This window comes from Bacillus sp. JCM 19034 (assembly GCF_001310635.1).
Lineage (GTDB): Bacteria > Bacillota > Bacilli > Bacillales > Bacillaceae_D > Halalkalibacter.
Map to the genome: position 1 here is coordinate 155,472 of NZ_BAXR01000001.1, position 22,195 is coordinate 177,666.

Sequence of the window (22,195 nt, forward strand, 5' to 3'; positions counted from 1 at the left end):
CTTTCGTTTCATGTTCAAAATTGTCTGTAAGAATGAAAGGAAGATGATGATGTGCGGTTTTGTTGTTCATATTTGTGATGATAATCAAAAGGGTTCTTATAAAAAAATGATGGATCGGAATCGTTTTATTTTACACCGTGGTCCTGACAAAATAGGGTATTTAAAGGGCGAACATATTGAAATGGCGTTTGCACGTTTAAGTATTATCGATGTTGAAGGTGGTAATCAGCCTCTTACATATGAAGATCATCGTTATTCAATTGTATTTAATGGTGAAATTTATAATTATATTGAATTACGTCAAGAGCTAATAGAGAAGGGTAAGGAGTTCCAGACAAATTCCGATACGGAAGTAATTCTAGCATTATTTAGCGAGATTGGTATGAGAGTAGTAGAAAAGCTTAGAGGGATGTTCGCTTTTGTTATTTGGGACCGCGAAGAGAAAAAAGCAATAATTGCTCGTGATCGCTTCGGAATAAAGCCGTTATATTATGTCGAGAGTGAAGAGGGAATTATTTTTGCTTCCGAAAAAAAGCGATTTTAACACAAAAAATGGATGGAAGCATTAATAAGCAGGCACTCCACCATTACTTTTCCTTTCAATATGTTCCAGAGCCATTTACAATGACAGAACATATTAATCGTCTAGAACCAGGGACGATTGCGATTAAAGAAATCGGGAAACCTTTACATAAGCAAATCTATTGGAAGCCGAATTTAACGACTTCTTCCCAACCAAAGGAATTTTCTATTAAGCAGATTCAATCAGCAATTAAGGATTCGGTCGAGAAGCATATGAGAAGTGATGTACCTGTCGGTTGCTTTTTATCTGGAGGAATAGATTCAACGATCATCACCACGTTAGCAAGCGAACTACACCCAAAAATAAAAGCTTTTTCTATCGGTTTTGATGAAGGAGGATATAGTGAAATAGACGTTGCAGCTAAGACGGCGGAAAAACTGAATGTTGATCACCATATTTCCGTACTTTCGGCGAATGAATTTAAAAATGAACTTCCGAAAATTCTTTGGCACTTAGATGATCCATTTGCTGATCCTGCTGCAATTCCTTTATATTTTGTCGCAAAGGAGGCAAGTAACTTCGTAAAGGTTGTGTTATCAGGAGAAGGTGCAGACGAATTGTTTGGTGGTTATTCTATCTATCGTGAACCGATTAGCTTAGCTCCTTTTTCAATGCTGCCAAATAATATTAAACCAGTATTAGCCAAGCTAGCCCACTTATTACCTGAAGGTGTAAAAGGGAAAAGCTGGATTGAACGCGGTATTACCCCACTTGAAAAACGTTATATTGGAAATGCCTTCATATTTAAGGAAGTAGAGAAAATGAAACTAATAAAAGGATATGATCCTCTTTATTCGAATGAAACGATTACTACACCTTTTTACGAGGAAACAATTGGCGAGAGGCCAATACAGCGAATGCAGCACATCGATTTAATGACCTGGTTAAGAGGTGACATTTTAATGAAGGCTGATAAAATGACAATGGCCCATTCGTTAGAATTAAGGGTGCCGTTTCTTGATTCAATCGTTTTTGATGTGGCATCGCAATTACCTCCTGAAAGTAAAACGGCGATGGGAACAACGAAATATTTATTAAGAAAAGCGTTTGCTGAACTCATTCCAGAGCATGTTGTTGCTAGGAAAAATTAGGATTTCCTGTTCCGTTACGTATCTGGTTAAAAAATGAGTGGTTTGAATGGGTAGAAGAATTAGTAAGAGAGAGTGAAATATCTGCCTATTTACATAAACCCTATATTAGGGAACTTTTGTATGCCCATGCTCGTGGTGATGCAGATAATAGCAGAAAATTATGGACGATTATTTGTTTCATTGTTTGGCACCAAGTTTTTGTAGAAGGAAAGTATGATTGTGAGAAATGGATAACTCCAATTAACGAAGATAATCAACAATCAATTTGTAGTATTAGTTAAATATACTTGTCGTATAGGCTTGTACGTAAAAGGTAAGTAGTTCTTTTCGTACAAGCTTTTTTTGTATGTAGCCTTTTGGGGAAAGTAGTAGAAATCATCCATTAAGAAAAGATGTTGAAGGAATGTTGATTAGTTACTACACTCTTTTTTAAAATGTATGTTCCCTCAATAAAATCGTCATACTAACAGTACGATTTGATGTGGAAGAAGAAAGGGGGAACATAGATGAGTGGTGAACAGGTGAAGCAGCAATATCAAAAGAACATTCAACTATATCAACCTAAAAGTCACATTATAAAAAAAGGTCTTAAAGCCTTTATTATCGGGGGTCTGATTTGTACCTTCGGGCAGTGGTTAAGCAATATATATATGACCTATTTACCTGTTACGCAACAAGAGGCAATGAGTTTCATGCTGGCAACGTTAATTCTTATTGCCGCTCTTGCTACAGGGTTTGGGATATATGATCGTTTAGGACAATTTGCTGGTGCTGGCTCATTAGTGCCCGTAACAGGGTTTTCTAATGCGATGACAAGTGCTGCTCTTGAACATAAAAGTGAAGGACTTGTTTTTGGGATAGGGGCAAACATGTTTAAATTAACAGGTGCTGTCATTGCTTTTGGAGTTGTATCAGCATATGTAGTTGGTCTCACAAGACTACTTGTTTCAATGCTGATTAATTCATAGAGAGGAGCGTGTCTATTTGGAAAGAAAAGGCAGAAATACGTGGTTTTTTAATGCTCCTGTCTATGTACAATCGACTGGAACGACTGTAGGACCCGAGGAAGCAAAAGGACCTATAAATGATAGCTTTGATAAAACGTACGATAGCCTATACGTAGGTCAAGATACGTGGGAATTAGCTGAAAGACAATTGATGAAGGACGCTATTCAAATTGCTTTAAAAAAGGCTGGAAAAAAAGAGGACGATATCAATTATTTTTTGCGGGGGATTTATTAAATCAAATTGTCACGTCTAATTATGTTGCAAGGGAGCTAGAAACTCCTTATTTTGGTTTATTTTCAGCTTGTGCAACAGTGATGGAAGGAGTATCGCTAGCATCTCTACTAATTGATACAGATGTGGCAGATCATATTCTTGTCGCTGTAAGTAGTCACAATGCAACAGCAGAAAGACAATTTAGAAATCCAACCGAATTTGGAGGACAGCGTCCTGATTCAGCTACTTTTACTGTTACAGGAGCAGGGGCAATTGTAATAGGTTCAAAGCAAAGTTCGATTCGGATAACTAGTGCTACAATTGGAAAGGTCGTCGACTATGGTCTAAAAAATCCATATGATATGGGATCAGCTATGGCACCAGCAGCTGCACATACAATTGTGACCCATTTTAAAGATTTAAACCGCGATCCATCCTATTATGATGTCATTGTTACAGGTGATTTATCTCGAGTAGGAAGTGGAATTTTGCGTAAACTAATGGAAGAAAATCATTATTCACTTACCAATCATGAGGATTGTGGTATTGTCATTTATGATCAAGAGCAACCCGTCTTTTCAGGAGGGAGTGGAGCTGCCTGTGCAGCAGTAGTAACATTTGGGCATTTCATAAATGAGATGAAACGAGGTGCCATAAAAAGAATACTCGTTGTCGCTACAGGTGCTCTATTAAGTCCAATTATGATGCATCAACATGAGTCTATTCCATGCATTGCACATGCTGTTTCATTTGAACGGGAGGATTAACATGTTTGAATATTTTGCAGCATTTGTCGTTGGTGGGTTAATATGCTTTATCGGTCAAATGTTAATGGATATCGGTAAACTTTCTCCTACACATACATTAAGTACGTTAGTTGTTGCTGGTGCACTACTCGATGGGTACCATCTGTATGATCGTTTAATTGACTTCGCAGGTGCTGGAGCAACGGTCCCGATTACGAGCTTTGGTCATTCACTTGTGCATGGAGCGATGTCTGAAGGTGATCGGTATGGTTTTTTTGGAGTTGGAATGGGAGTGTTTGAAGTAACGTCTGTTGGAATCTCTTCTACGATTTTATTTAGCTTTCTAGTAGCACTTTTCTTTAAGCCGAAAGGATAAAGGAGAATTACATGAAACGAAAAGTTATATTTATAACCGATGGAGATGAAGCGGCACGCAAAGCAGTTGAAAATGTAGCAAGAGAAATTGGCGGACGCTGTATTAGTCGTTCTGCTGGAAATCCAACGAAGATTGATGAGGATCAACTCATCTCATACATCCTCCAAACTCCATATGATCCTGTCTTAGTTATGTTTGATGATTGCGGTTATCGAGAGAATGGGCCAGGCGAGAGAGCTATGCAAGCAGTGGCTAAACATCCCGATATCGAGGTTATTGGAGCAATTGCCGTTGCTTCATCGACACACAGTTCGGAATGGACAGATGTAACAATAAGTGTTGATCGCTTTGGAGATTTAACGGAGTTGGAGTTGATAAGGAAGGATTACCTGATTTAGAACGCGGAAGAATAAACGGTGATACGGTTTATATATTAGATCAGTTGAACATCCCGATTATTATTGGAGTAGGTGATATTGGGAAGATGGCTGGTTGGGATTCTGTAAAAAAGGAGCACCGATTACGAAAAAGGCAGTGGAGATTATTTTAGAACGGAGTGGATATCAATGAGTCAAACAGAAGAAAAGCAAACGGCGATATCACCCGATATTCAAGAAAACGAAGAGCAATTAAAAGAGCGTTTAGGATTTGATGTTTCATTTGACGCTGGTGTTAGAAAAATTACGGTTTTTGATAAGGAACTACAAATTTATTTTGTAAATGGGCTCTGTGATAATCTATATATAATTGAAATTTTAAGGGAATTAATGTTACTTGATTCAGGGGGATTGAAATCCGAAGTAGATGATTTTAAACAAACGATTATCAATCATTTGCCTCACGTTCAAGTTGAATACGTCGATACACTTGAAGATGTGGCAACACAAATGCTTTCAGGTTTGATTTCGATCTTAGTAGAGGGCGAAAAGCAGGCGATTGTTATTGATGTTCGTAACTATCCAGGACGTGGTCCTGAGGAGCCTGATACAGAACGAGTCGTACGTGGAGCACGAGATGGCTATACTGAAAATATAATCATGAATACTGGATTAACGAGACGTCGTATTCGTGATGAACGATTGCGAAATGAAATAATGAAAGTTGGAACACGTTCAAAAACAGATATTTGCATATCCTATATAGACGGGATTGCAGACCCTGATCTCGTTGCGATCGTAAAGAAAGAATTAGAGGCGATTAAAATTGATGGAATTGCAATGGCTGATAAAATAGTGGAAGAGTATATTGTCAAACAGCGTATGAATCCATTTCCATTAGTTCGCTATACTGAAAGACCAGATGTTGCAGCAGATCATTTGTTGGAAGGTCATATTGTTATTATGGTTGATACATCTCCGAGTGTTATTATTACACCAACTACGTTATTTCACCATGTTCAACACGCCGAAGAATATCGCCAGGCCCCAATGATTGGTACAATTTTAAGGTGGACGAGATTCATCGGTATTATGTTTTCACTGCTAATCTTACCTTTTTGGTTACTATTAGTGATGCAACCGTCTCTTTTACCTGCTGGATTAGACTTTATCGGACCAGAGCAGCCGAATCATATTCCAATTGTCGTACAAATTCTTTTTGCTGAGTTAGGAATTGAGCTATTAAGGATGGCAGCTGTACATACGCCTTCTCCATTAGCGACGGCACTTGGGATAGTTGCAGCGATACTAATTGGTGAATTAGCAGTTGAGGTTGGTTATTTCACATCTGAAGTTATTTTGTACATTGCCTTAGGTGCAATAGGAATGTTTGCCACGCCAAGTTATGAATTGGGATTAGCCTTAAGGGTTGTTAGGGTTTTACTTATAATATCTGTTGCCTTTTTTAAAGCACCTGGATTTGTGATAGGATTAACGATATTTATTTTAGCGTTAACGTTATTGAAAACGTTGAATAAACCATATTTATGGCCATTCCTACCTTTTGATCCACCTGCACTATGGCACATTATTATTAGATCGACCGTCCCGTCCTTACGTTTCCGGCCATCGATTGTCCACCCACAAAATGTTACTAAGCAAAGAGCAGAATAAAATCAGAGCGTAAAATCCGAATGATTAATTAGGCATCGTTCGGATTTTTAATTGTTTAAACATTTATCATAAACAGACTGTAGCTGATTTCTTAAGTTAGAATAGCAGTCATTATAAGCTTAAACGATAACGCTTTTTCATTGAATAATGCACTTTTATATGATAAAGTTGAATGGATATTTTTTTTTTGGTTTTTAAAATAAGGAGAGAACATTATGTATAGATATGGTACGAGTCAAATAAATGAAAATGGCCATCTAGAAATAGGTGGTGTAGATATGGTCAATTTAGCTGAAGAATATGGAACACCTTTATTTGTGTATGATGTTGCACTTATTCGTGAACGTGCTAACCAATTCCAAGAAGCTTTTCGTGAAGCTGATGTACCTTTTCAAGTTGCATACGCTAGTAAGGCGTTTAGTTCTATTGCGATGTTTGAGCTTGTCAATCATTTAGGTTTAAGTTTAGATGTTGTATCAGGCGGTGAATTATATACAGCTATTGAAGCGGAATTTCCGATGGAACGAGTTCATTTTCACGGCAATAATAAGAGTATTGAAGAGTTGGAAATGGCCGTTGAAGCAAAACTTGGTTGCGTTGTCGTAGATAATTTTTATGAGCTAGAACAGTTAAGTCGCATTTGTAAGCTACGTAAGTCGCATATGCGTATTTTATTGCGAATTACCCCAGGAGTGGAAGCACACACTCATGATTATATTTCTACTGGTCAGGAGGATTCTAAATTTGGCTTTGATCTTATAAGCGGTCAAGTGCATGAGGCAGTTAAGCTCGCTCAAGAGGATGAATCTCTGACTTTACTAGGATTGCATAGTCATATTGGTTCACAAATTTTTGAAACGTCTGGGTTTATTATGGCAGTTGAAAAAATGTTTGAACTACTAGAAGAATTAAAAGAGCAATTTCAATTTGTTCCATCAGTAATTAATGTTGGTGGTGGATTCGGAATTCGTTATGTTGAGGGCGACACACCATTACCTCCTGGTGAATATGTAAAGGAAATGGCTAATGTTGTGAAAGAAAAAGCTCAGCTTGCAGGGATTGATATTCCTGAAATTTGGATCGAACCAGGCCGTTCTTTAGTAGGGGATGCAGGAACAACATTATATTCGATTGGTTCACAAAAACAAATTCCTAATGTCCGTCATTATTTAGCGGTTGATGGTGGAATGAGTGATAATTTACGACCAGCCTTATATCAAGCAGAATATGAAGGGGTACTTGCAAACCGTGCCAATGAAGAAGCAAATGAGACGTTTTCAATAGCTGGGAAATGTTGCGAAAGTGGAGATATGCTTATTTGGGATTTACCATTACCAAAAGCAAACCATGAAGATATTTTAGCTGTTTTCTGTACTGGTGCATATGGATATTCAATGGCGAATAATTATAATCGGATTCCTCGACCTGGTGTTGTTTTTGTTGAAAACGGAGAAGCTTTTGAAGTGATTGAGCGTGAAAGCTACCCAGATCTTATTCGTTTAGATGTACCATTGCCAAGCAATATGTTGAAATAGTAGAGTGAAAAGAGCATCGCTCTCTTTTCACTTTTTCATTAGGTTGTTTAGTCGCATTTCTAAAGTAAATCATGTAGAATAAGGTGAACGAAATTTTAGGAGGATTTATGAAATGAAAAAAGGTAGCATTGAATTTGAAAAATGGTGAAAAAATAATCATTGAATTTTACCCAAATGAAGCACCAAAGACAGTAGAGAATTTCGAAAAACTGGCAAATGAAGGTTTTTATAACGGATTAACATTCCATCGTGTTATTCCTGGTTTTGTTGCTCAAGGTGGATGCCCACTAGGAAACGGAACTGGAGGACCTGGATACACAATTAAATGTGAAACAGAAGGAAATCCTCATAAGCATGTTGCAGGTTCATTATCAATGGCACATGCTGGAAAAGATACTGGTGGTAGTCAATTCTTTATCGTGCATGAGCCACAGCCTCATTTAGATGGTGTACATACTGTATTCGGGCAAGTTGTAGAAGGATTAGAATCAGTATATCGTATTAAACAAGGCGATGTTATGGAAGAAGTAAGAGTTTGGGAAGAATAAATACAACAGGTACCCTCTCATTTTTAAAATGAGGGGGTTTTTTTGTGTTCATCTTAAAGATTAAAGAGAATGTACTTGTTTCTCTAAGGGAATACTTACTTTTATTGATTTTAATAAGGGGGTACTGTTATGTATGATGTTATTATTGTCGGTGGCGGTCCAGGTGGTTTGTCTGCTGCACTTGTTTTAGGTCGTGCGAGACGTAACGTATTAGTTATTGATAATGAGATGGCACGTAATTTTGTCGTTAATCAATCTCATGGCTTTTTAACCCGTGATTCTGTGTCACCAAAAAAACTACGGCAATTGGCGAGAGAAGAAATTGAAAAATATGAAACGGTTCAATTTATTATGATGACTGCTGAAAGAATTAAAAAAGAAGGGGAAACGTTCACTATTCAATCAGGTATTCATACATATGAAGCGAAAAAGGTAATCATTGCTACTGGGTTAAAGGAACGTTTATCCTCTATCAAAGGTTTGAAAGAAGTCTATGGGAACTTAATTTATTCTTGTCCTTATTGTGATGGTTGGGAGTATCGCAATAAAAAGCTTGTTATTATTGGTAATGGTGATAATTTGCTCAATTATGTAAAGCTAATTAGGACATGGAGTCAAGATATTTCTGTTTCGACGAATGGTCAGATAACGTGTTCAAAAGAAGACCGAACTTCTATAAAAAATAGACAAATACCGATAGTTGAAGACGAAATTGTAGAGATATTTAGTGATGCCGACAAGTTAAAAATTCTGTATTCAAATGGGCATGTTATTGATTATGATGCAGGTTTTTGTTGCAAACAAATGCTGTCCAGCATACAGATCTACCAGAACAATTAGGTATTGATTATGTAGAGAACGGTTCTTATAAGACGAGTGAGCACGGTAAAACAAATGAAAAAGGACTGTATATAATAGGAGATGCTGCAAAACGCTTTACCGGTTTAATCGGTGCAGCAAGTGAAGGCTATGAAGCTGGGATTAGTATTAACAAGGAACTTGTTGAAGATGATTGGGCGAAAATGTTTTAAGTCGTAGTCGAACCAGTTTTGTTATTTTGCATATGTTAGTATGAGCAGAAAATCAATAATAATTGGTCTTCTGACATTTTTTTAGGAGGGGATCATATGGGTTACGGTTATGATTGTTATGGTTATGGATACGGAGCACCAGTTGCTGGAGCTAGACATGGAGGCAGCGGGTTTGTACTAATCGTTGTCTTGTTTATTCTGCTAATTATTGTTGGGTCTGCATGGTGCTAAGTTCTTTTTTCTATGTGCTTGACGATTATCGTCAGGCACATATCCTTTTATCTACTAAGCTTTCTCAATCTTATACTAGGTTGGTGGAAGAATAATACACCAAAGAGTTGGACATGATACGTTTTAAACTAAGTATAAGGAATGATAAAGATGTGTGGATTTGTTGGAATATTTGGGACAAGCCTACCTCGAAGTAATCAATTAAAAGAAATGACGAACGTGATCGCACATCGAGGTCCGGATGAATTAGGGTTTTATGAGGATGATTTTATAAAGCTAGGTTTTCGACGTTTGAGTATAATTGATTTGGAAAACGGACAACAACCACTTTCATTTGATCAGAATCGTTATACGATTGTTTTTAACGGAGAGATTTATAATCATACTGAAATACGTAACCGTTTAATACAAAAGGGGATTACGTTTAATACCAACTCGGATACGGAAGTAATTGCCGCACTATATAGTTTGAATAAGGAAGATTGCGTGAAAGAATTAAGGGGTATGTTTTCCTTTATTATCTGGGATAAAGTCAACAAAGAACTTTTTGCAGCACGCGATTATTTCGGAATTAAGCCATTTTTTTATGTTGAAAATAAAGGGAAATTATATATGGCTTCTGAAGCAAAAGCGATTTTAGCTGTGCTCAATAATGTGCAAGTCAATAAACAAGCATTACAGCATTATTTGACGTTTCAATATACTCCCGAGCCAGAAACGATGATGGATCGACTTCTTAAATTAGAGCCAGGTCATTATATGAAGAAAAGCTGGGATGGCGAATTAGAAGTGAGAGCGTATTGGCAGCCTTCATTTACTCCAAATCATGAAACCTATGCAGTGCAAAAAAATAAGGTTTTAGATGTATTACGTGATTCGGTCAAACACCATATGCGTAGTGATGTACCAGTAGGATCCTTTTTATCAGGAGGTATCGATTCGACGGCAATCGTTGCTTTGGCAAGAGAAATAAATCCAAAGATAAAAACATTTAGTGTAGGATTTGAAATAGATGGTTACAGTGAGGTACAAGTCGCCAAAAAAAGTGCAGAAGATTTAGGTGTTGAGAATATTAATTATGTCATAACTGCAGAGGAATATTTACAAGAATTACCGCGGATCTTATGGCATATGGATGAGCCGGTAGCTGATCCCTCTGCCATTCCTCTTTATTTTGTAGCGAAAGAGGCAAGTAAACATGTAAAGGTAGTTTTATCTGGAGAGGGGGCAGATGAATTATTCGGCGGTTATAACATTTATCGTGAACCCGAATCGTTAAAGTTGTTTTCGTATATTCCTAATTTCGGAAAGAAGCTATTAAGACAGGTGGCTCTTCTTTTACCAGAAGGAATAAAGGGGAAAGGATTTCTCGAACGTGGGACAACAGAGTTGCATCGTCGATTTATAGGAAATGCTTATATCATGAGTGAACGAGAAAAAGAAGCTGTTTTGCTTACTTATCAAAGAGGGATGGAATCGATTGAGTGGGTAAGGCCCCTTTATGAACAAGCTGATACTTACGATGACGTTACGAAGATGCAATATATTGACCTTCATACATGGTTACGTGGCGATATTTTAGTAAAGGCAGATAAAATGACTATGGCCCATTCTCTAGAATTACGGGTTCCTTTTTTAGATAAGAACGTGTTTGAAATTGCTCGGAAAATTCAAACAGAGTATAAAATTGCTCATCAAACGACGAAATTTATATTACGCGATGCTTTGAGAGAGATTGTCCCAGAACATATTTTTATGCGTAAAAAGCTTGGTTTCCCCGTTCCTATTCGCCATTGGTTAAAGAAGGAGTGGTATGAACGAGTATTGAATATCTTTAAGAATAGTCAAACAGATTACTTATTGAATAAAGACGTGCTTATACAATTACTTGAAGCTCATAAAAAGGGAGAAGGGGATTACAGTCGAAAGCTATGGACGGCTATTGTATTTATGATTTGGCATCAATTATATATAGAAAAAAGTGACTCAGTGGACGAGCATGTAAGTGAAGTGGGAGTCCAGTTCAATGGTAAGTCAATACGAACATTGCGACCTAATTCGCTATATCTTCCTTATTAACTTAAAACGTATAACGTCCGCTAATTAGGATATCTAATCCCAATTAGCGGACTTTGTTGCTAATGAAACAATACCTGTTAGTCAGGTTCATTAAGGATACCATGTTTAATATATTTAAACTTGAAGAAACTTGATACATACCGGATTTGGCACTGTAACCTCCACATTAGCAGGTGAAGGTGCTCCGGTTTTTTTGTCAATTGTAAATAAAACAATGTTACTTGTGTCACGGTTTGCTGCTAGAATGAAGTTTCCACTTGGGTCTATTGTAAAATCACGAGGATGTTTACCTCCTGTTGAGATGATTCCTTGTCTCGTTACTTGTCCATCTTCCTCATTAATACTAAAATAAGCAATACTATCATGACCACGGTTTGACGCATAGACAAAACGACCATCATTTGATAAGCAGATAGCACCTCCTGTATTTTCTTCATGAAAGTCATTAGGTAATGTTGATACAGTTTGAATTTCAGTTAGAGTTCCAGCTTCGCCATTATAGGCAAAGACAATTAATTCAGAACTTAACTCAGCATTGACATAGGCATATTGACCATTGTTAGAAAAACTGATATGTCTAGGTCCGCTGCCTGGCTTCACTTTTACTTCATTATGTAAAGTTAATGATTGATCTTTTAACGTATATAGAGCAATCGTATCTGTTCCTAAATCTACTACAACCACATATTTACCATCAGGAGTTAATCCAGCAAAATGGGCATGTGCTTTATCTTGTCTATCTTTGTTTGGTCCTTTTCCTTCGTGTGTCACTGTTGAAGAAGAGGCTTGTAATGCCCCATCGCGATCAATGGGATAGACATCAGCTTGCCCTTTATGGTAATTAGCCGAAAACAAAAGATCGTTTTTTTCATTTAATTGAACATGACAAGGTGAGCTTCCAGCTGTTAATTGGCGATTTAACTCAGTTAATGTGAGATCATCATTAATTTTAAATGCAGCGACACCACCTTGATCCCCTTGTTTAGCTACTGCATATAAATGAGAATTTGCCCCGCTAATCGTTAAATACGTAGGTCCTTCAATCTCTGCTGCTATTTGTACATCTGTTATTTTTGCTTGAGTAGAGTTGAAATCTAGGCGATAAATTCCTTTACTTTCTCCGTTCGTATATGTTCCAATATACGCATTAAACGAATCCATTTTCACAAAATCATCCTCCTTCAAAAATCTACTATTACTATATCATTTAATCGCCACATTTGCCTAATTGATGATTAGTAAATTACAATGAACATAAAGAAAATCGAAGTCGTGGAGGGAGAAAATTGAAGAGAGAACCTAATCATGTCATTCGCTTAGTGGCAATTGATATGGACGGAACATTATTATCAAAAGATCATTCTATATCAGAAGAGAATCGAAGGGCGATTCAAGAAGCTCAACAACAAGGCATTCATATCGTCATTAGCACAGGTAGAACACGAATGACACTAGACCCAATTATTAAAGATTTACCGTTAGATTCTTTTTTAATCACCGTGAATGGTAGTGAAATATGGGATCAGTCAGGAAATTTAGTTGAACGCAAAACATTACCAACTAATTTAGTAGAATATATGTGGAGTTTAAAAGAAAAGCATAATACGTATTGTTGGGCTGCTTCGGTTGGACGTGTATGGCGAGATGAATTTCCCGCCGAAGATATTCATGCTCATGAATGGATGAAATTTGGCTTTGACATTGATGATGAAGATGTACGATCGTTAATATATGATGACTTGTCTAAGCTTGGTACATTAGAAATAACAAATTCAAGCCCAACTAATTTAGAAATTAATTCTATTGGTGTAAACAAAGCGAAAGCGATTAAAACGGTTTGTGATCAGTTAGGATTTACAATGGATCAAGTTATGGCAATAGGTGACAGTCTTAATGACTTAGCAATGATTCAAGAAGCAGGTGTTGGTGTTGCGATGGGAAATGCACAGGATTTAGTAAAAGAGGCAGCAAATTGGATTACGTCAAGTCATGAAGAAGATGGAGTAGCAAAAGCGATTCGTAAATGGTGTTTATAGGTAAAAACATCTATGGAAGGCAATAGCCTTTCATAGATGTTTTTAAAATTTCATTTCCTCGCATTCCCTAAATGCTGTCATTAATATATTTATGATTTTAAAAATGCAGAGATTGCATTAGCAAAAGGGGCTTTGTCATATGAATTATAAAGGGCTGATGAAAGTCTAACGGGATCACCAAAGAAATAACGTTCATATTGCGTTTGTCTTGCACCGAATGAACTCATAGTTAAATCCCATGCCAATCTTGAAAGTTGAGTTTTGCCTTTACCATCAAGTGTTTGTGATTTTAAGTAATGGTGTAAGGGTGAAGAAATTTCTTCGCTGAAATCAGCTTCTGTAGGTAAAGATATGAGTCCGCTAGCACCAATTTGTTGGAGGGATTGAATAAGTTTAGGGTATGTTTTTTGATAATAAGTAGAGGCGACCATAAGTGGTGTAGCAAGTGGAACAAACATACCAAAATGGTTTTTCGCTCCTTCTATTTCTGCACGATATAATAAGGCTTGCATAATCTCAAGAGTTACAATGATTTCACTAATTTTTTCTTGGATATGTTGATATTGTGTGATTGAAATTGTTGATGCCATAGATTCACAAATACCTAGTAAAAATTCAGTTTTTATTATTTGTCTTGAAACAGCTTGAAATAACAACAGCAAATTTAAGTCTGTTTGATTATATACGGACTGTGCCCTTTCGCAATCTTTATAAAAGAGAACTCTCTCCCATGGGATAAGTACGTGATCAAAGACAATAATCGTATCAATTTCATCAAAACGAGAACTTAATGGATAGTTAAAGGTATTGTTTTTTGTATTAGGTGCATATGGTTCACGACAATAGAAGTGAATCCCCTTTTCATTTGAAGGAATAGTAAAAGCAAAAGCATAAGCAGGTTCCATTATGGGACTAGCCGCTGGTAAAACGAGCAGTTCATCGGTTATGCCACCTTGTGTAGCAAGTAAACGTGCACCATGTATAATAATTCCATCTTCAGTTTCTGATAAGTTTCGTGCAGCAATAACCGCTTCATCATCCAGATCATGTACAAATTCATCGTATTGGGTGGATCGGTTTGTTTGCGGATTAACAAATGTGTGAGTAAAAGAAAGATCATTCTGAACCGCTTGTTCATACGTAGTGATAATGTTAGATTGAAACCTTTGATCAAAGAAATCCTTAGAATGCCTTAAGGTCATAATGGCTGTATGAATATAATCAGGTGAACGACCGATTGTTCCCCATTTGACCTTGAAATAAGTTGTGTCGCTTCTCTCCTAGCTTGTAAGTCGCTAATCGACTCAGGTTTTTGAAAAGCCCTTTTAATGAGTTTTCCTTCTTTTTTACAAGTTAACATTGATTCGTGCTCTTTTTGTAAATACATGTCGTAGATTGATGCTTTTGTTTTTACGATTCCTTCAAATGCAGGATGTTCTGATACGTTTCCTGTTACGTTCTTTCCCTCAATGATAATACTATTTTCCATTTTATTAAGGCGGTCAATGAACTGGTTGCCTGATAAAAAAGTCAATAATCTCACACCTTTTATCCGTATGATGAAAGTTCAATTATGTATATGTATAGCTTTCTATACTTATGATTTATTTATCTCTTTCTTCTGACAGAAAGGTTCTTAATTTTTTTAAGCAAGTTCTATCGTTTATTAGGTTGTATATACTCGATTTATTGAAGTAAAGTTTTATATAAGGATACATTGAATGCTATTTATAGAATGAATTAGGAATCATAATAACTATTAGTCAACCTCTTATGGAGCTTCATTCCATGGGAGGTTTTATAACATTACGTTGTAGTTAATATGTGAAAATAGTATTGAAACCGTTTCCAAAATTGTAAAAAACGTAATAAAATAAAGTAAGCATTGTTAATGCCTTCCTGTCTGCTGCAATAGAAAGGGGTCGTAATCATGATAAATAAAGTCGTGTTAGTAGATGATGAGCAATTTGTGCGTGCCGGATTAAGAAACTTAATAAATTGGGAGAAATGTGGCTTTCAAGTATGCGCAGAAGCAGATAACGGTGAAGGAGCATTACATCTAATTGAGGAATATCAGCCTGATGTTGTAATTACCGATATACGTATGCCGGTTCTTGACGGATTAGAATTAATTCGCAGGGTAGTGGAAGAAAAACGATTAAGAACAAAGTTTATTATATTAAGTGGATATAGTGACTTTAATTATGCCCAAAAAGCTGTTCGCTACGGCGTTTTTGATTTTATATTAAAACCAATTGAGCAAGAGGAATTGGAAGAGACATTGAAGCAGCTTGCAACAGCATTAAAAGAAGAAAGGGTCATGAAGCAAAATAATGAAAGAGTTCTACTTGCTTCCAAGCTGGAAGAGTTATTGTGTGGGAAACAGGAATATGCCGTTCATTTTAAAGATATGTTTAAAACAGAACAAGCAAGCTGTTACTATTATATTGTTATTGAAGTGAATACCGCCTTTGCACATGATGATATAGATATTAATTACCAAAGCGAACTTGAAAAGATCATATTAGAAATCGTAACAGAACAGAGGACGTTTTTAATTAGAGCACACCGACGACATAGCTACGGACTAGTTGTATCTGATGCATTATTTTCACGTTGTATGAATTCACTAACTATTTTTGTTGAAAAGCTTCAGGAGGCAGTGGAGCGTCATACGAAAAAGGATGTATCTATATATATAGGACAAGATGTTAAGCGACTAGAAGATATAAGTTGCTCATTTGAAACAGCTAATACCACGATGCAGTTTAAATACACAATTGCAGAGCACCGTCCTCTTTTTTACGATGATGTAATTGGTAGAAAGATCAATCATACTGAGTTGGAGTCTGCTATTTACCATACATTATTAGCTGCCATTGAGGAAAATAATCAAAGTGAAGCAAAAGAGATTGTTGAGAAAATGTTTAACGATTTTCAATTAAAGCTATTTGCACCAGAAGCGATAAAAACATCCATTAATCGTTGTATTCATAGTGTTATTAAAACGATAAGAAATATGGACGGCAATGAAACTGAATTAACAAAATTACACCAAATTTTAAATTGGCATCATTATACGCTGACATTTGAACAATTAAAAAATATGTTCCGTTTATTCGTTGAGGAAGCGTCTAATTATCTTATGGAATTACGAAAGCAAAATGGTAAAGGTGATATTCAAAAAGTTAAAAAGTATATTGAAGCTAACTATTATAAAAATATTAGTTTAAAAAGTATTTCAAGTCAGTATTATATGAATCCGGTTTACATGGGCCAGCTGTTTAAGAAAGCGTATGGGATGTATTTTAAAGAATATTTACTTGAAGTGAGAATTGAAGAGGCGAAAAAGTTATTAAGACAAACGAATTTACGGGTCTATGAAATTGCCGAAAAAGTAGGTTTTCAAAGTCCAGATTATTTTGTCACTCAATTTGAGAAAACTGAGAAAATGACACCAACTGAATATCGGCAAAAGATAGTAAAGGAAAGTGACCCAAAGTCACAATAAGGGGTTACTTATGAAAAAATTCCATCTAAATAATATAAACTTGAAAAATCAATTACTCATCGTTTATTTTCTTGCTGTTTTTATCCCAATCTTACTAACAAATATTATTTTTTATCATGTGACGATTAGTAATGTCAAAAAGCAAAAAGAGGCTGATTTAACGTTAGCTATCGAGCATATGGCTGACAGTTTTGAAAGGGTAGTTAATGATGCGATAGGAATCTCTTCTACCTTATATACGGACAAAATGTTACATGATTTTCTTGAAAAGGACTATCATTCCATTGTTGAATACGTTCAAGATTACGATAACGTTTGGAGAAATTATAAATATAGTACACTATATTCTTCGATACAAAATATATTGTTATATACGGACAACCAAACTGTTTTATATGCAGGTGGTGTTCGAAATTTGACAGAAAGTGCTGAGACAAAAGAATGGATTAAAGAGGTGTTAGAATCAGATACATATATTCCTAAAGTCATTCGCACTAAAGAAGAAAGTAATCCAGAATCGTATGTTTTTAGTGTTATTAGAATTCTTAACCACTTCCATAGTAATACGAAGGAAAAGTGATCAAATTGATATAAATACAGAATTAATTAAGAAATCTTTTGAAAATGCAACCTTTCAAGGTGATATTTATTTAGTTAATAATCAAAATGAAATTCTTTATAGTACTGAATATAATGAAATTGAATATGACAATCGTTATTTTTCAGATGAGTATGTTTCAACGGATTCTTTAATTTTTTCAGAGACTTATCATGACAATTATATGGAGAATTGGCGTGTCATTGGTGTTGTGTCAGAAAGCGTCGCCCTAGAAGAAGCACAAAATTCAAGATTACTTATTTTCTTATTTGCATCAATTAACTTCATTGTTCCATCATTTGTCATCATTTATATCACAAGTTCACTGCACGTACGATTATTGCGGATTCTAAGAAAAATGAAAAAGGTAAAAAATCAGCAATTCGATATTATCGAAGGTGTTGAATATAAAGACGAAATCGGACAGCTAACCTCTGAGTTTAATAGAATGTCAAAAAAAATAAAGGATCTGATAAACGATGTCTATATTGCCAATCTTCAAAAGAAAGATTTAGAACTTAAAAGTAAGCAAGCTCAATTAAGTGCATTGCAAAGTCAAATTAATCCACATTTCCTATTCAACTCCTTAGAAACGATTCGAATGCGTAGTTTATTAAAAGGGGAAAAAGAAACTGCACATATTATTAAAAATATGGCAAAAATATTACGAAATTCCATCTCATGGGGAAGGGAATGGGTTCGTGTTGAAGAAGAAGTGAAAATGCTTGAGTATTTTTTAGAAATACAAAAATACCGGTTTGGTCACAAATTAGAATACGATATCATCATGGATGAAGATGTGATGGACTGTATGGTACCAAACATGGCATTTACCCCTTTTGTAGAAAATGCTAGTATTCACGGTGTCGAGCCAATGCTTGATATCGGCTTTATTACAGTGACGATCAAAATGAAAGGAAATTATATTATTTGTAAGGTTGAAGATAATGGGGTAGGAATGGAAGAAGCCTTTTTACAAAGTTACTTACATTCATTAGAAGAGGATGAATCGATGGGAGACCGAGTCGGAATTCGAAATGTTTACTATCGTATGAAATTGCTTTATGGTGATCAGTTTACCCTTACGATGAAAAGTAAACTTGGTAAAGGGACTACGGTTGAAATAGTTTGTCCAGCGAGTCATGAAATGAAACAGTAACATGAAATTAATTAGCTAGCTTAAAAGCACTGAAGAAGGTCGAACACGTCCTTTTTTAGTGCTTTTATTTGATTGGATAATGATTGGGAGCATGTGGGCTGTTCAATTTACCTCTTATTCTATAGGGATTAAAGTGTTAACTAGCAAAAGTATATTAATTTAATAAATCTAGTAGTTAAATGGCATTGAAAAAAACTTGTCGAATTGAATACTAAATTAAATTTTCAAAGTAAGATCTATAGTTTTGTAGGTCGTTTAATTAGAATGTAAACGTTAAAATGATTTTAAATAGTTGAAATCGCTTACAGGTTCTTTTTCAAAAGGGGGAAAGTAATTGTTTAGCTTAAAGCATGAAATGAACGTATGAAGGATTAATAGGGAGGGATACCATTGAGCCTAAACAGTCAGCCATCTACTGATGTTACGACAATTACAAAGAAAGAATCGAAAATAAAAGAAATAATTCGTTTATGTTCAAAGCAAAAAGCACTTTTAGCTATGACTGTCCCGTTTATTATTTGGGTTATAGTTTTTCGTTATTTACCTGTTTGGGGATGGACGATGGCGTTCCAGGATTACCGGCCAGCACGCAGCTTTTTTGAGCAGGAATGGGTAGGATTTGAGCATTTTTTATTTCTTTTTCAAGATAATGCCTTTTTAATCGTTTTACGAAACACGTTTGCCATGAGCTTTATTAATATGGTCCTTGGTTTTGTTACAGCAATTGGTTTGGCCGTTCTATTAAATGAAATCCGTAACGTTGGCTTTAGACGAATTGTACAAACGATTAGTTATATGCCTCACTTCTTATCATGGGTTGTTGCGGCAAGTATTGTTTCTTACACGTTGTCCTTAGAAAACGGTATCATAAATATCATTTTAACAAATTTACGGATTATTGATGAACCAATTTTATGGCTAGGTGTAGGGGAGTATTTCTGGGGAATTATCGGTGCGGCGGAAACGTGGAAAAACGTAGGTTGGAATACAATCATTTATTTAGCGGCAATTGCGATGATCGACCAAGCACAATATGAAGCTGCTGAAATTGACGGTGCTTCACGCCTCCAACGGATATTCCATATTACAATTCCAGCAATGAAACCTGTCATTATCATTTTAGTGATTATGAACCTTGGTTATATTTTAGAATCTGGATTTGAACCACAATATTTATTAGGAAATCCGATGAACTATCATTATTCGGAGAATATCGATATTTTTGTATTAAAGTACGGGATTTCAATGGGGAATTTCTCGCTTGCAACAGCAGCAGGAATTTTTAAAACAGTTGTTGCTTTTGTTTTCTTGTTTGCCGCAAATGGTTTAGCGAAAAAATTCGGTCAGGCGAGATTATTCTAGAGGAGGTGGTGTGCCATGGGTCTGTTTAATAAAAAGAAAAGAAATATTCGTAGAACACGTGAGGATTACATCTTTGATTCATTAAATACGATTTTTATGATATTCCTTTGTATTGTCATGCTCTATCCATTTTTAAATACATTAGCGATTTCATTAAATGATGCATCTGATTCGATTCGCGGTGGAATTTATTTATGGCCGAGGGAATTTTCCATAAAAAGCTATGAGCATATCTTTGGACAATCAACGATATACCAAGCCACTTTCATTAGTGTAGTAAGAACGTTAGTTGGTACTGCTTTATCGTTATTGTTTACAGCTATGGTAGCTTATGCGATTAGCCGTCGAGAATTTGTTTTTCGAAAATCATTTACGATCATCTTTGTCTTAACAATGTATTTTAATGGTGGATTAATTCCGACGTTTCTATTAATGCGCGATTTACAATTGATTGGGAGCTTTTGGGTATATATTTTACCTGGTTTAATTAGTGCATTTAATTTAATTGTTATGCGGTCCTTTATTGAGGGTCTACCTGAAAGCTTGTTTGAATCGGCGAAGATAGATGGTGCCGGGGATTTTACCGTCTTTTTCCGAATTGTTTCTTCCTTTATCATTACCTGTTTTAGCGACCGTTGCCCTATTTGTAGCCGTTTTTCAATGGAACCAATGGTTTGATGTGTTTTTATACAATTCAAGCATTCAGTCATTGAGTACATTACAGTATGAATTAATGAAGATTTTACAAACATCATCAATGTCGATGGGGGGAGGTTCTGCTGCTAGTGCCTTTGTTGATTCTCAATCTGGGCAATCTGAACGTGTAACACCAACTTCTATTCGTGCAACGATGACGATTGTCGCAAGTGTTCCGATTATTATGGTTTACCCATTTTTACAAAAATACTTTGTTAAAGGACTAACATTGGGTGGGGTAAAAGAATAAGAAGGAAGTTAAAAAGGGTGTCTTGGTCTTTTAGAGACATCCTTATGTTTTATTGAAAAGGAGGCATAAGATGAACAATACAATACCGCAATTACAAAAAGTGTTTCAAGGTGATTTTAAAGTAGGAGCAGCAGTAAATAAGCGAACCCTTCATTCTGCTCGCAAACTCATTACAAATCAATTTAATAGTTTAACAGCAGAAAATGAGATGAAGCCAGCATTGTTACAACCGAATGAGGGAGAATTTGATTTTACATTTAGTGATCATTTAATAGATTTTGCTAATCATAACGATATTTCCGTCAGAGGTCATACTCTCGTTTGGCATAATCAATGTCCTGATTGGATGTTTAAAAATAATCAAGGAACTTTAATTGATCGAACAACATTACTTAATAGAATGGATAAGCATATTGAAACAGTCGTTAGTCGTTACGCAGGTCAAATTGATAGTTGGGATGTTGTCAATGAAGCAATAGCAGATGATGAGGACGTTTTTTTGCGTAACTCACAGTGGCTTGAACTTGCAGGTGAGAATTTTATTGAACGTGCATTTCATGTAACACATGAAGCTGATCCGAAAGCCACACTTATCTACAATGATTACAATGAGTCAGATCCCATGAAGCGTGATAAAATTTATAAGCTTGCAAAAGCTTCTAGAAAAAGGTGTGCCAATACATGGGATAGGAATGCAAGCCCATTGGAATATATTTGACCCTTCACTAGATAAAATCCGTGAAGCGATTGAATTATATGCATCACTCGGTTTAGAAATACAAATAACAGAATTAGATGTGTCAGTCTTTTCATTTGATGATAAACGAACGGATTTACTAGTTCCAACAAAGGAAATGCTTAATTTACAACAGCAACGCTATGAGCAGCTTTTTCGTTTATTTAGTGAATATAAGAATGTGATAAGTTCCGTTACGTTTTGGGGTGTGGCTGATGATTATACTTGGCTATCGGATTTTCCTGTTTCAGGTAGAAAGAATTGGCCTTTACTATTTGATGAACGTCACATGCCAAAGCGAGCATTTTGGCAAGTTATAAAAAGTAAGGATAGAGGTGGGTTAAATGAACGTTAA

Annotated in this window: 16 protein-coding genes and 6 pseudogenes; 19 read left to right on the forward strand and 3 right to left on the reverse strand. The window is 35.8% G+C overall.

From position 1 onward, the window contains the following. Positions 1-49 precede the first annotated feature (49 nt). The 12 genes and pseudogenes from asnB (JCM19034_RS00880) (at position 50) to asnB (JCM19034_RS00930) (ending at position 11,492) form a co-directional block, all read left to right on the forward strand. Positions 50-1,955, forward strand: a pseudogene (asnB, locus tag JCM19034_RS00880) (asparagine synthase (glutamine-hydrolyzing)). 225 nt (positions 1,956-2,180) lie between these two features. Next, positions 2,181-2,642 carry a stage V sporulation protein AC gene (spoVAC, locus tag JCM19034_RS00885; RefSeq protein ID WP_062046537.1) on the forward strand — a complete coding sequence of 154 codons (462 nt, stop codon included), beginning with the start codon at positions 2,181-2,183 and terminating at the stop codon, positions 2,640-2,642. A 16-nt stretch (positions 2,643-2,658) separates the two neighbouring features. Beyond that, positions 2,659-3,662 (forward strand): annotated as a pseudogene (gene spoVAD / locus JCM19034_RS00890) (stage V sporulation protein AD). A gap of 1 nt (position 3,663) precedes the next feature. Next, positions 3,664-4,017, forward strand: coding sequence for a stage V sporulation protein AE (spoVAE, locus tag JCM19034_RS00895; RefSeq protein ID WP_062046539.1), 354 nt, complete (start codon positions 3,664-3,666; stop codon positions 4,015-4,017). A gap of 11 nt (positions 4,018-4,028) precedes the next feature. Then, positions 4,029-4,587: pseudogene (locus JCM19034_RS00900) on the forward strand (stage V sporulation protein AE). Then, a complete protein-coding gene (locus JCM19034_RS00905) occupies positions 4,584-6,068 on the forward strand; it encodes a spore germination protein (RefSeq protein WP_062046541.1) in 1,485 nt (494 codons plus the stop codon). Before JCM19034_RS00900 ends, JCM19034_RS00905 begins: the two are co-directional and overlap by 4 nt. Positions 6,069-6,283: 215 nt before the next feature. Next, entirely contained in the window at positions 6,284-7,603 is a 1,320-nt protein-coding gene (gene lysA / locus JCM19034_RS00910; protein ID WP_062046543.1) for a diaminopimelate decarboxylase, read from the forward strand. A 128-nt stretch (positions 7,604-7,731) separates the two neighbouring features. Continuing rightward, complete coding sequence (locus tag JCM19034_RS00915) at positions 7,732-8,151, forward strand: peptidylprolyl isomerase (protein WP_062046545.1); 420 nt, start codon at positions 7,732-7,734, stop codon at positions 8,149-8,151. Positions 8,152-8,280: 129 nt separating this feature from the next. Next, complete coding sequence (locus JCM19034_RS00920; RefSeq protein ID WP_062046547.1) at positions 8,281-8,991, forward strand: NAD(P)/FAD-dependent oxidoreductase; 711 nt, start codon at positions 8,281-8,283, stop codon at positions 8,989-8,991. Then, a complete protein-coding gene (locus tag JCM19034_RS00925) occupies positions 8,946-9,182 on the forward strand; it encodes a hypothetical protein (RefSeq protein WP_062046549.1) in 237 nt (78 codons plus the stop codon). The genes JCM19034_RS00920 and JCM19034_RS00925 overlap by 46 nt, the downstream gene beginning before the upstream one ends. Positions 9,183-9,278: 96 nt before the next feature. Then, positions 9,279-9,413, forward strand: coding sequence for a YjcZ family sporulation protein (locus JCM19034_RS20710; protein ID WP_082393662.1), 135 nt, complete (start codon positions 9,279-9,281; stop codon positions 9,411-9,413). Positions 9,414-9,563: 150 nt separating this feature from the next. Beyond that, a complete protein-coding gene (gene asnB / locus JCM19034_RS00930) occupies positions 9,564-11,492 on the forward strand; it encodes an asparagine synthase (glutamine-hydrolyzing) (RefSeq protein WP_082393663.1) in 1,929 nt (642 codons plus the stop codon). Between the two features lie 114 nt (positions 11,493-11,606). Here asnB (JCM19034_RS00930) and JCM19034_RS00935 read toward each other — a convergent pair whose 3' ends face one another. Then, a complete protein-coding gene (locus JCM19034_RS00935) occupies positions 11,607-12,653 on the reverse strand; it encodes a lactonase family protein (protein ID WP_062047315.1) in 1,047 nt (348 codons plus the stop codon). Between the two features lie 125 nt (positions 12,654-12,778). On the opposite strand from JCM19034_RS00935, the gene JCM19034_RS00940 reads away from it, so the two are divergent. After that, entirely contained in the window at positions 12,779-13,528 is a 750-nt protein-coding gene (locus JCM19034_RS00940; protein WP_269431643.1) for a Cof-type HAD-IIB family hydrolase, read from the forward strand. Between the two features lie 89 nt (positions 13,529-13,617). On the opposite strand, the gene JCM19034_RS22620 is transcribed toward JCM19034_RS00940, so the two are convergent. Both JCM19034_RS22620 and JCM19034_RS22625 read right to left on the reverse strand, forming a co-directional pair. After that, a complete protein-coding gene (locus JCM19034_RS22620; protein ID WP_231686787.1) occupies positions 13,618-14,190 on the reverse strand; it encodes a 4-hydroxyphenylacetate 3-hydroxylase C-terminal domain-containing protein in 573 nt (190 codons plus the stop codon). 114 nt (positions 14,191-14,304) lie between these two features. Further along, positions 14,305-15,017: pseudogene (locus JCM19034_RS22625) on the reverse strand (4-hydroxyphenylacetate 3-hydroxylase N-terminal domain-containing protein); the annotation flags it as partial. 441 nt (positions 15,018-15,458) lie between these two features. Here JCM19034_RS22625 and JCM19034_RS00950 point away from each other — a divergent pair. The 6 genes and pseudogenes from JCM19034_RS00950 (at position 15,459) to JCM19034_RS00975 (ending at position 22,195) form a co-directional block, all read left to right on the forward strand. After that, entirely contained in the window at positions 15,459-17,039 is a 1,581-nt protein-coding gene (locus tag JCM19034_RS00950; protein ID WP_062046551.1) for a response regulator transcription factor, read from the forward strand. Between the two features lie 10 nt (positions 17,040-17,049). Then, positions 17,050-17,619, forward strand: a complete 570-nt coding sequence (locus JCM19034_RS00955; protein WP_062046553.1) for a hypothetical protein — start codon at positions 17,050-17,052, stop codon at positions 17,617-17,619. Beyond that, positions 17,570-18,796 (forward strand): sensor histidine kinase, encoded by a 1,227-nt coding sequence (locus tag JCM19034_RS00960; RefSeq protein ID WP_197276317.1) that lies wholly within the window; start codon positions 17,570-17,572, stop codon positions 18,794-18,796. The genes JCM19034_RS00955 and JCM19034_RS00960 overlap by 50 nt, the downstream gene beginning before the upstream one ends. Before the next feature lie 498 nt (positions 18,797-19,294). After that, on the forward strand, positions 19,295-20,158 hold the full coding sequence (locus JCM19034_RS00965) for a sugar ABC transporter permease (RefSeq protein WP_082393710.1): 864 nt from the start codon (positions 19,295-19,297) through the stop codon (positions 20,156-20,158). A 15-nt stretch (positions 20,159-20,173) separates the two neighbouring features. Beyond that, positions 20,174-21,104: pseudogene (locus JCM19034_RS00970) on the forward strand (carbohydrate ABC transporter permease). Positions 21,105-21,174: 70 nt separating this feature from the next. Beyond that, positions 21,175-22,195 (forward strand): annotated as a pseudogene (locus JCM19034_RS00975) (endo-1,4-beta-xylanase).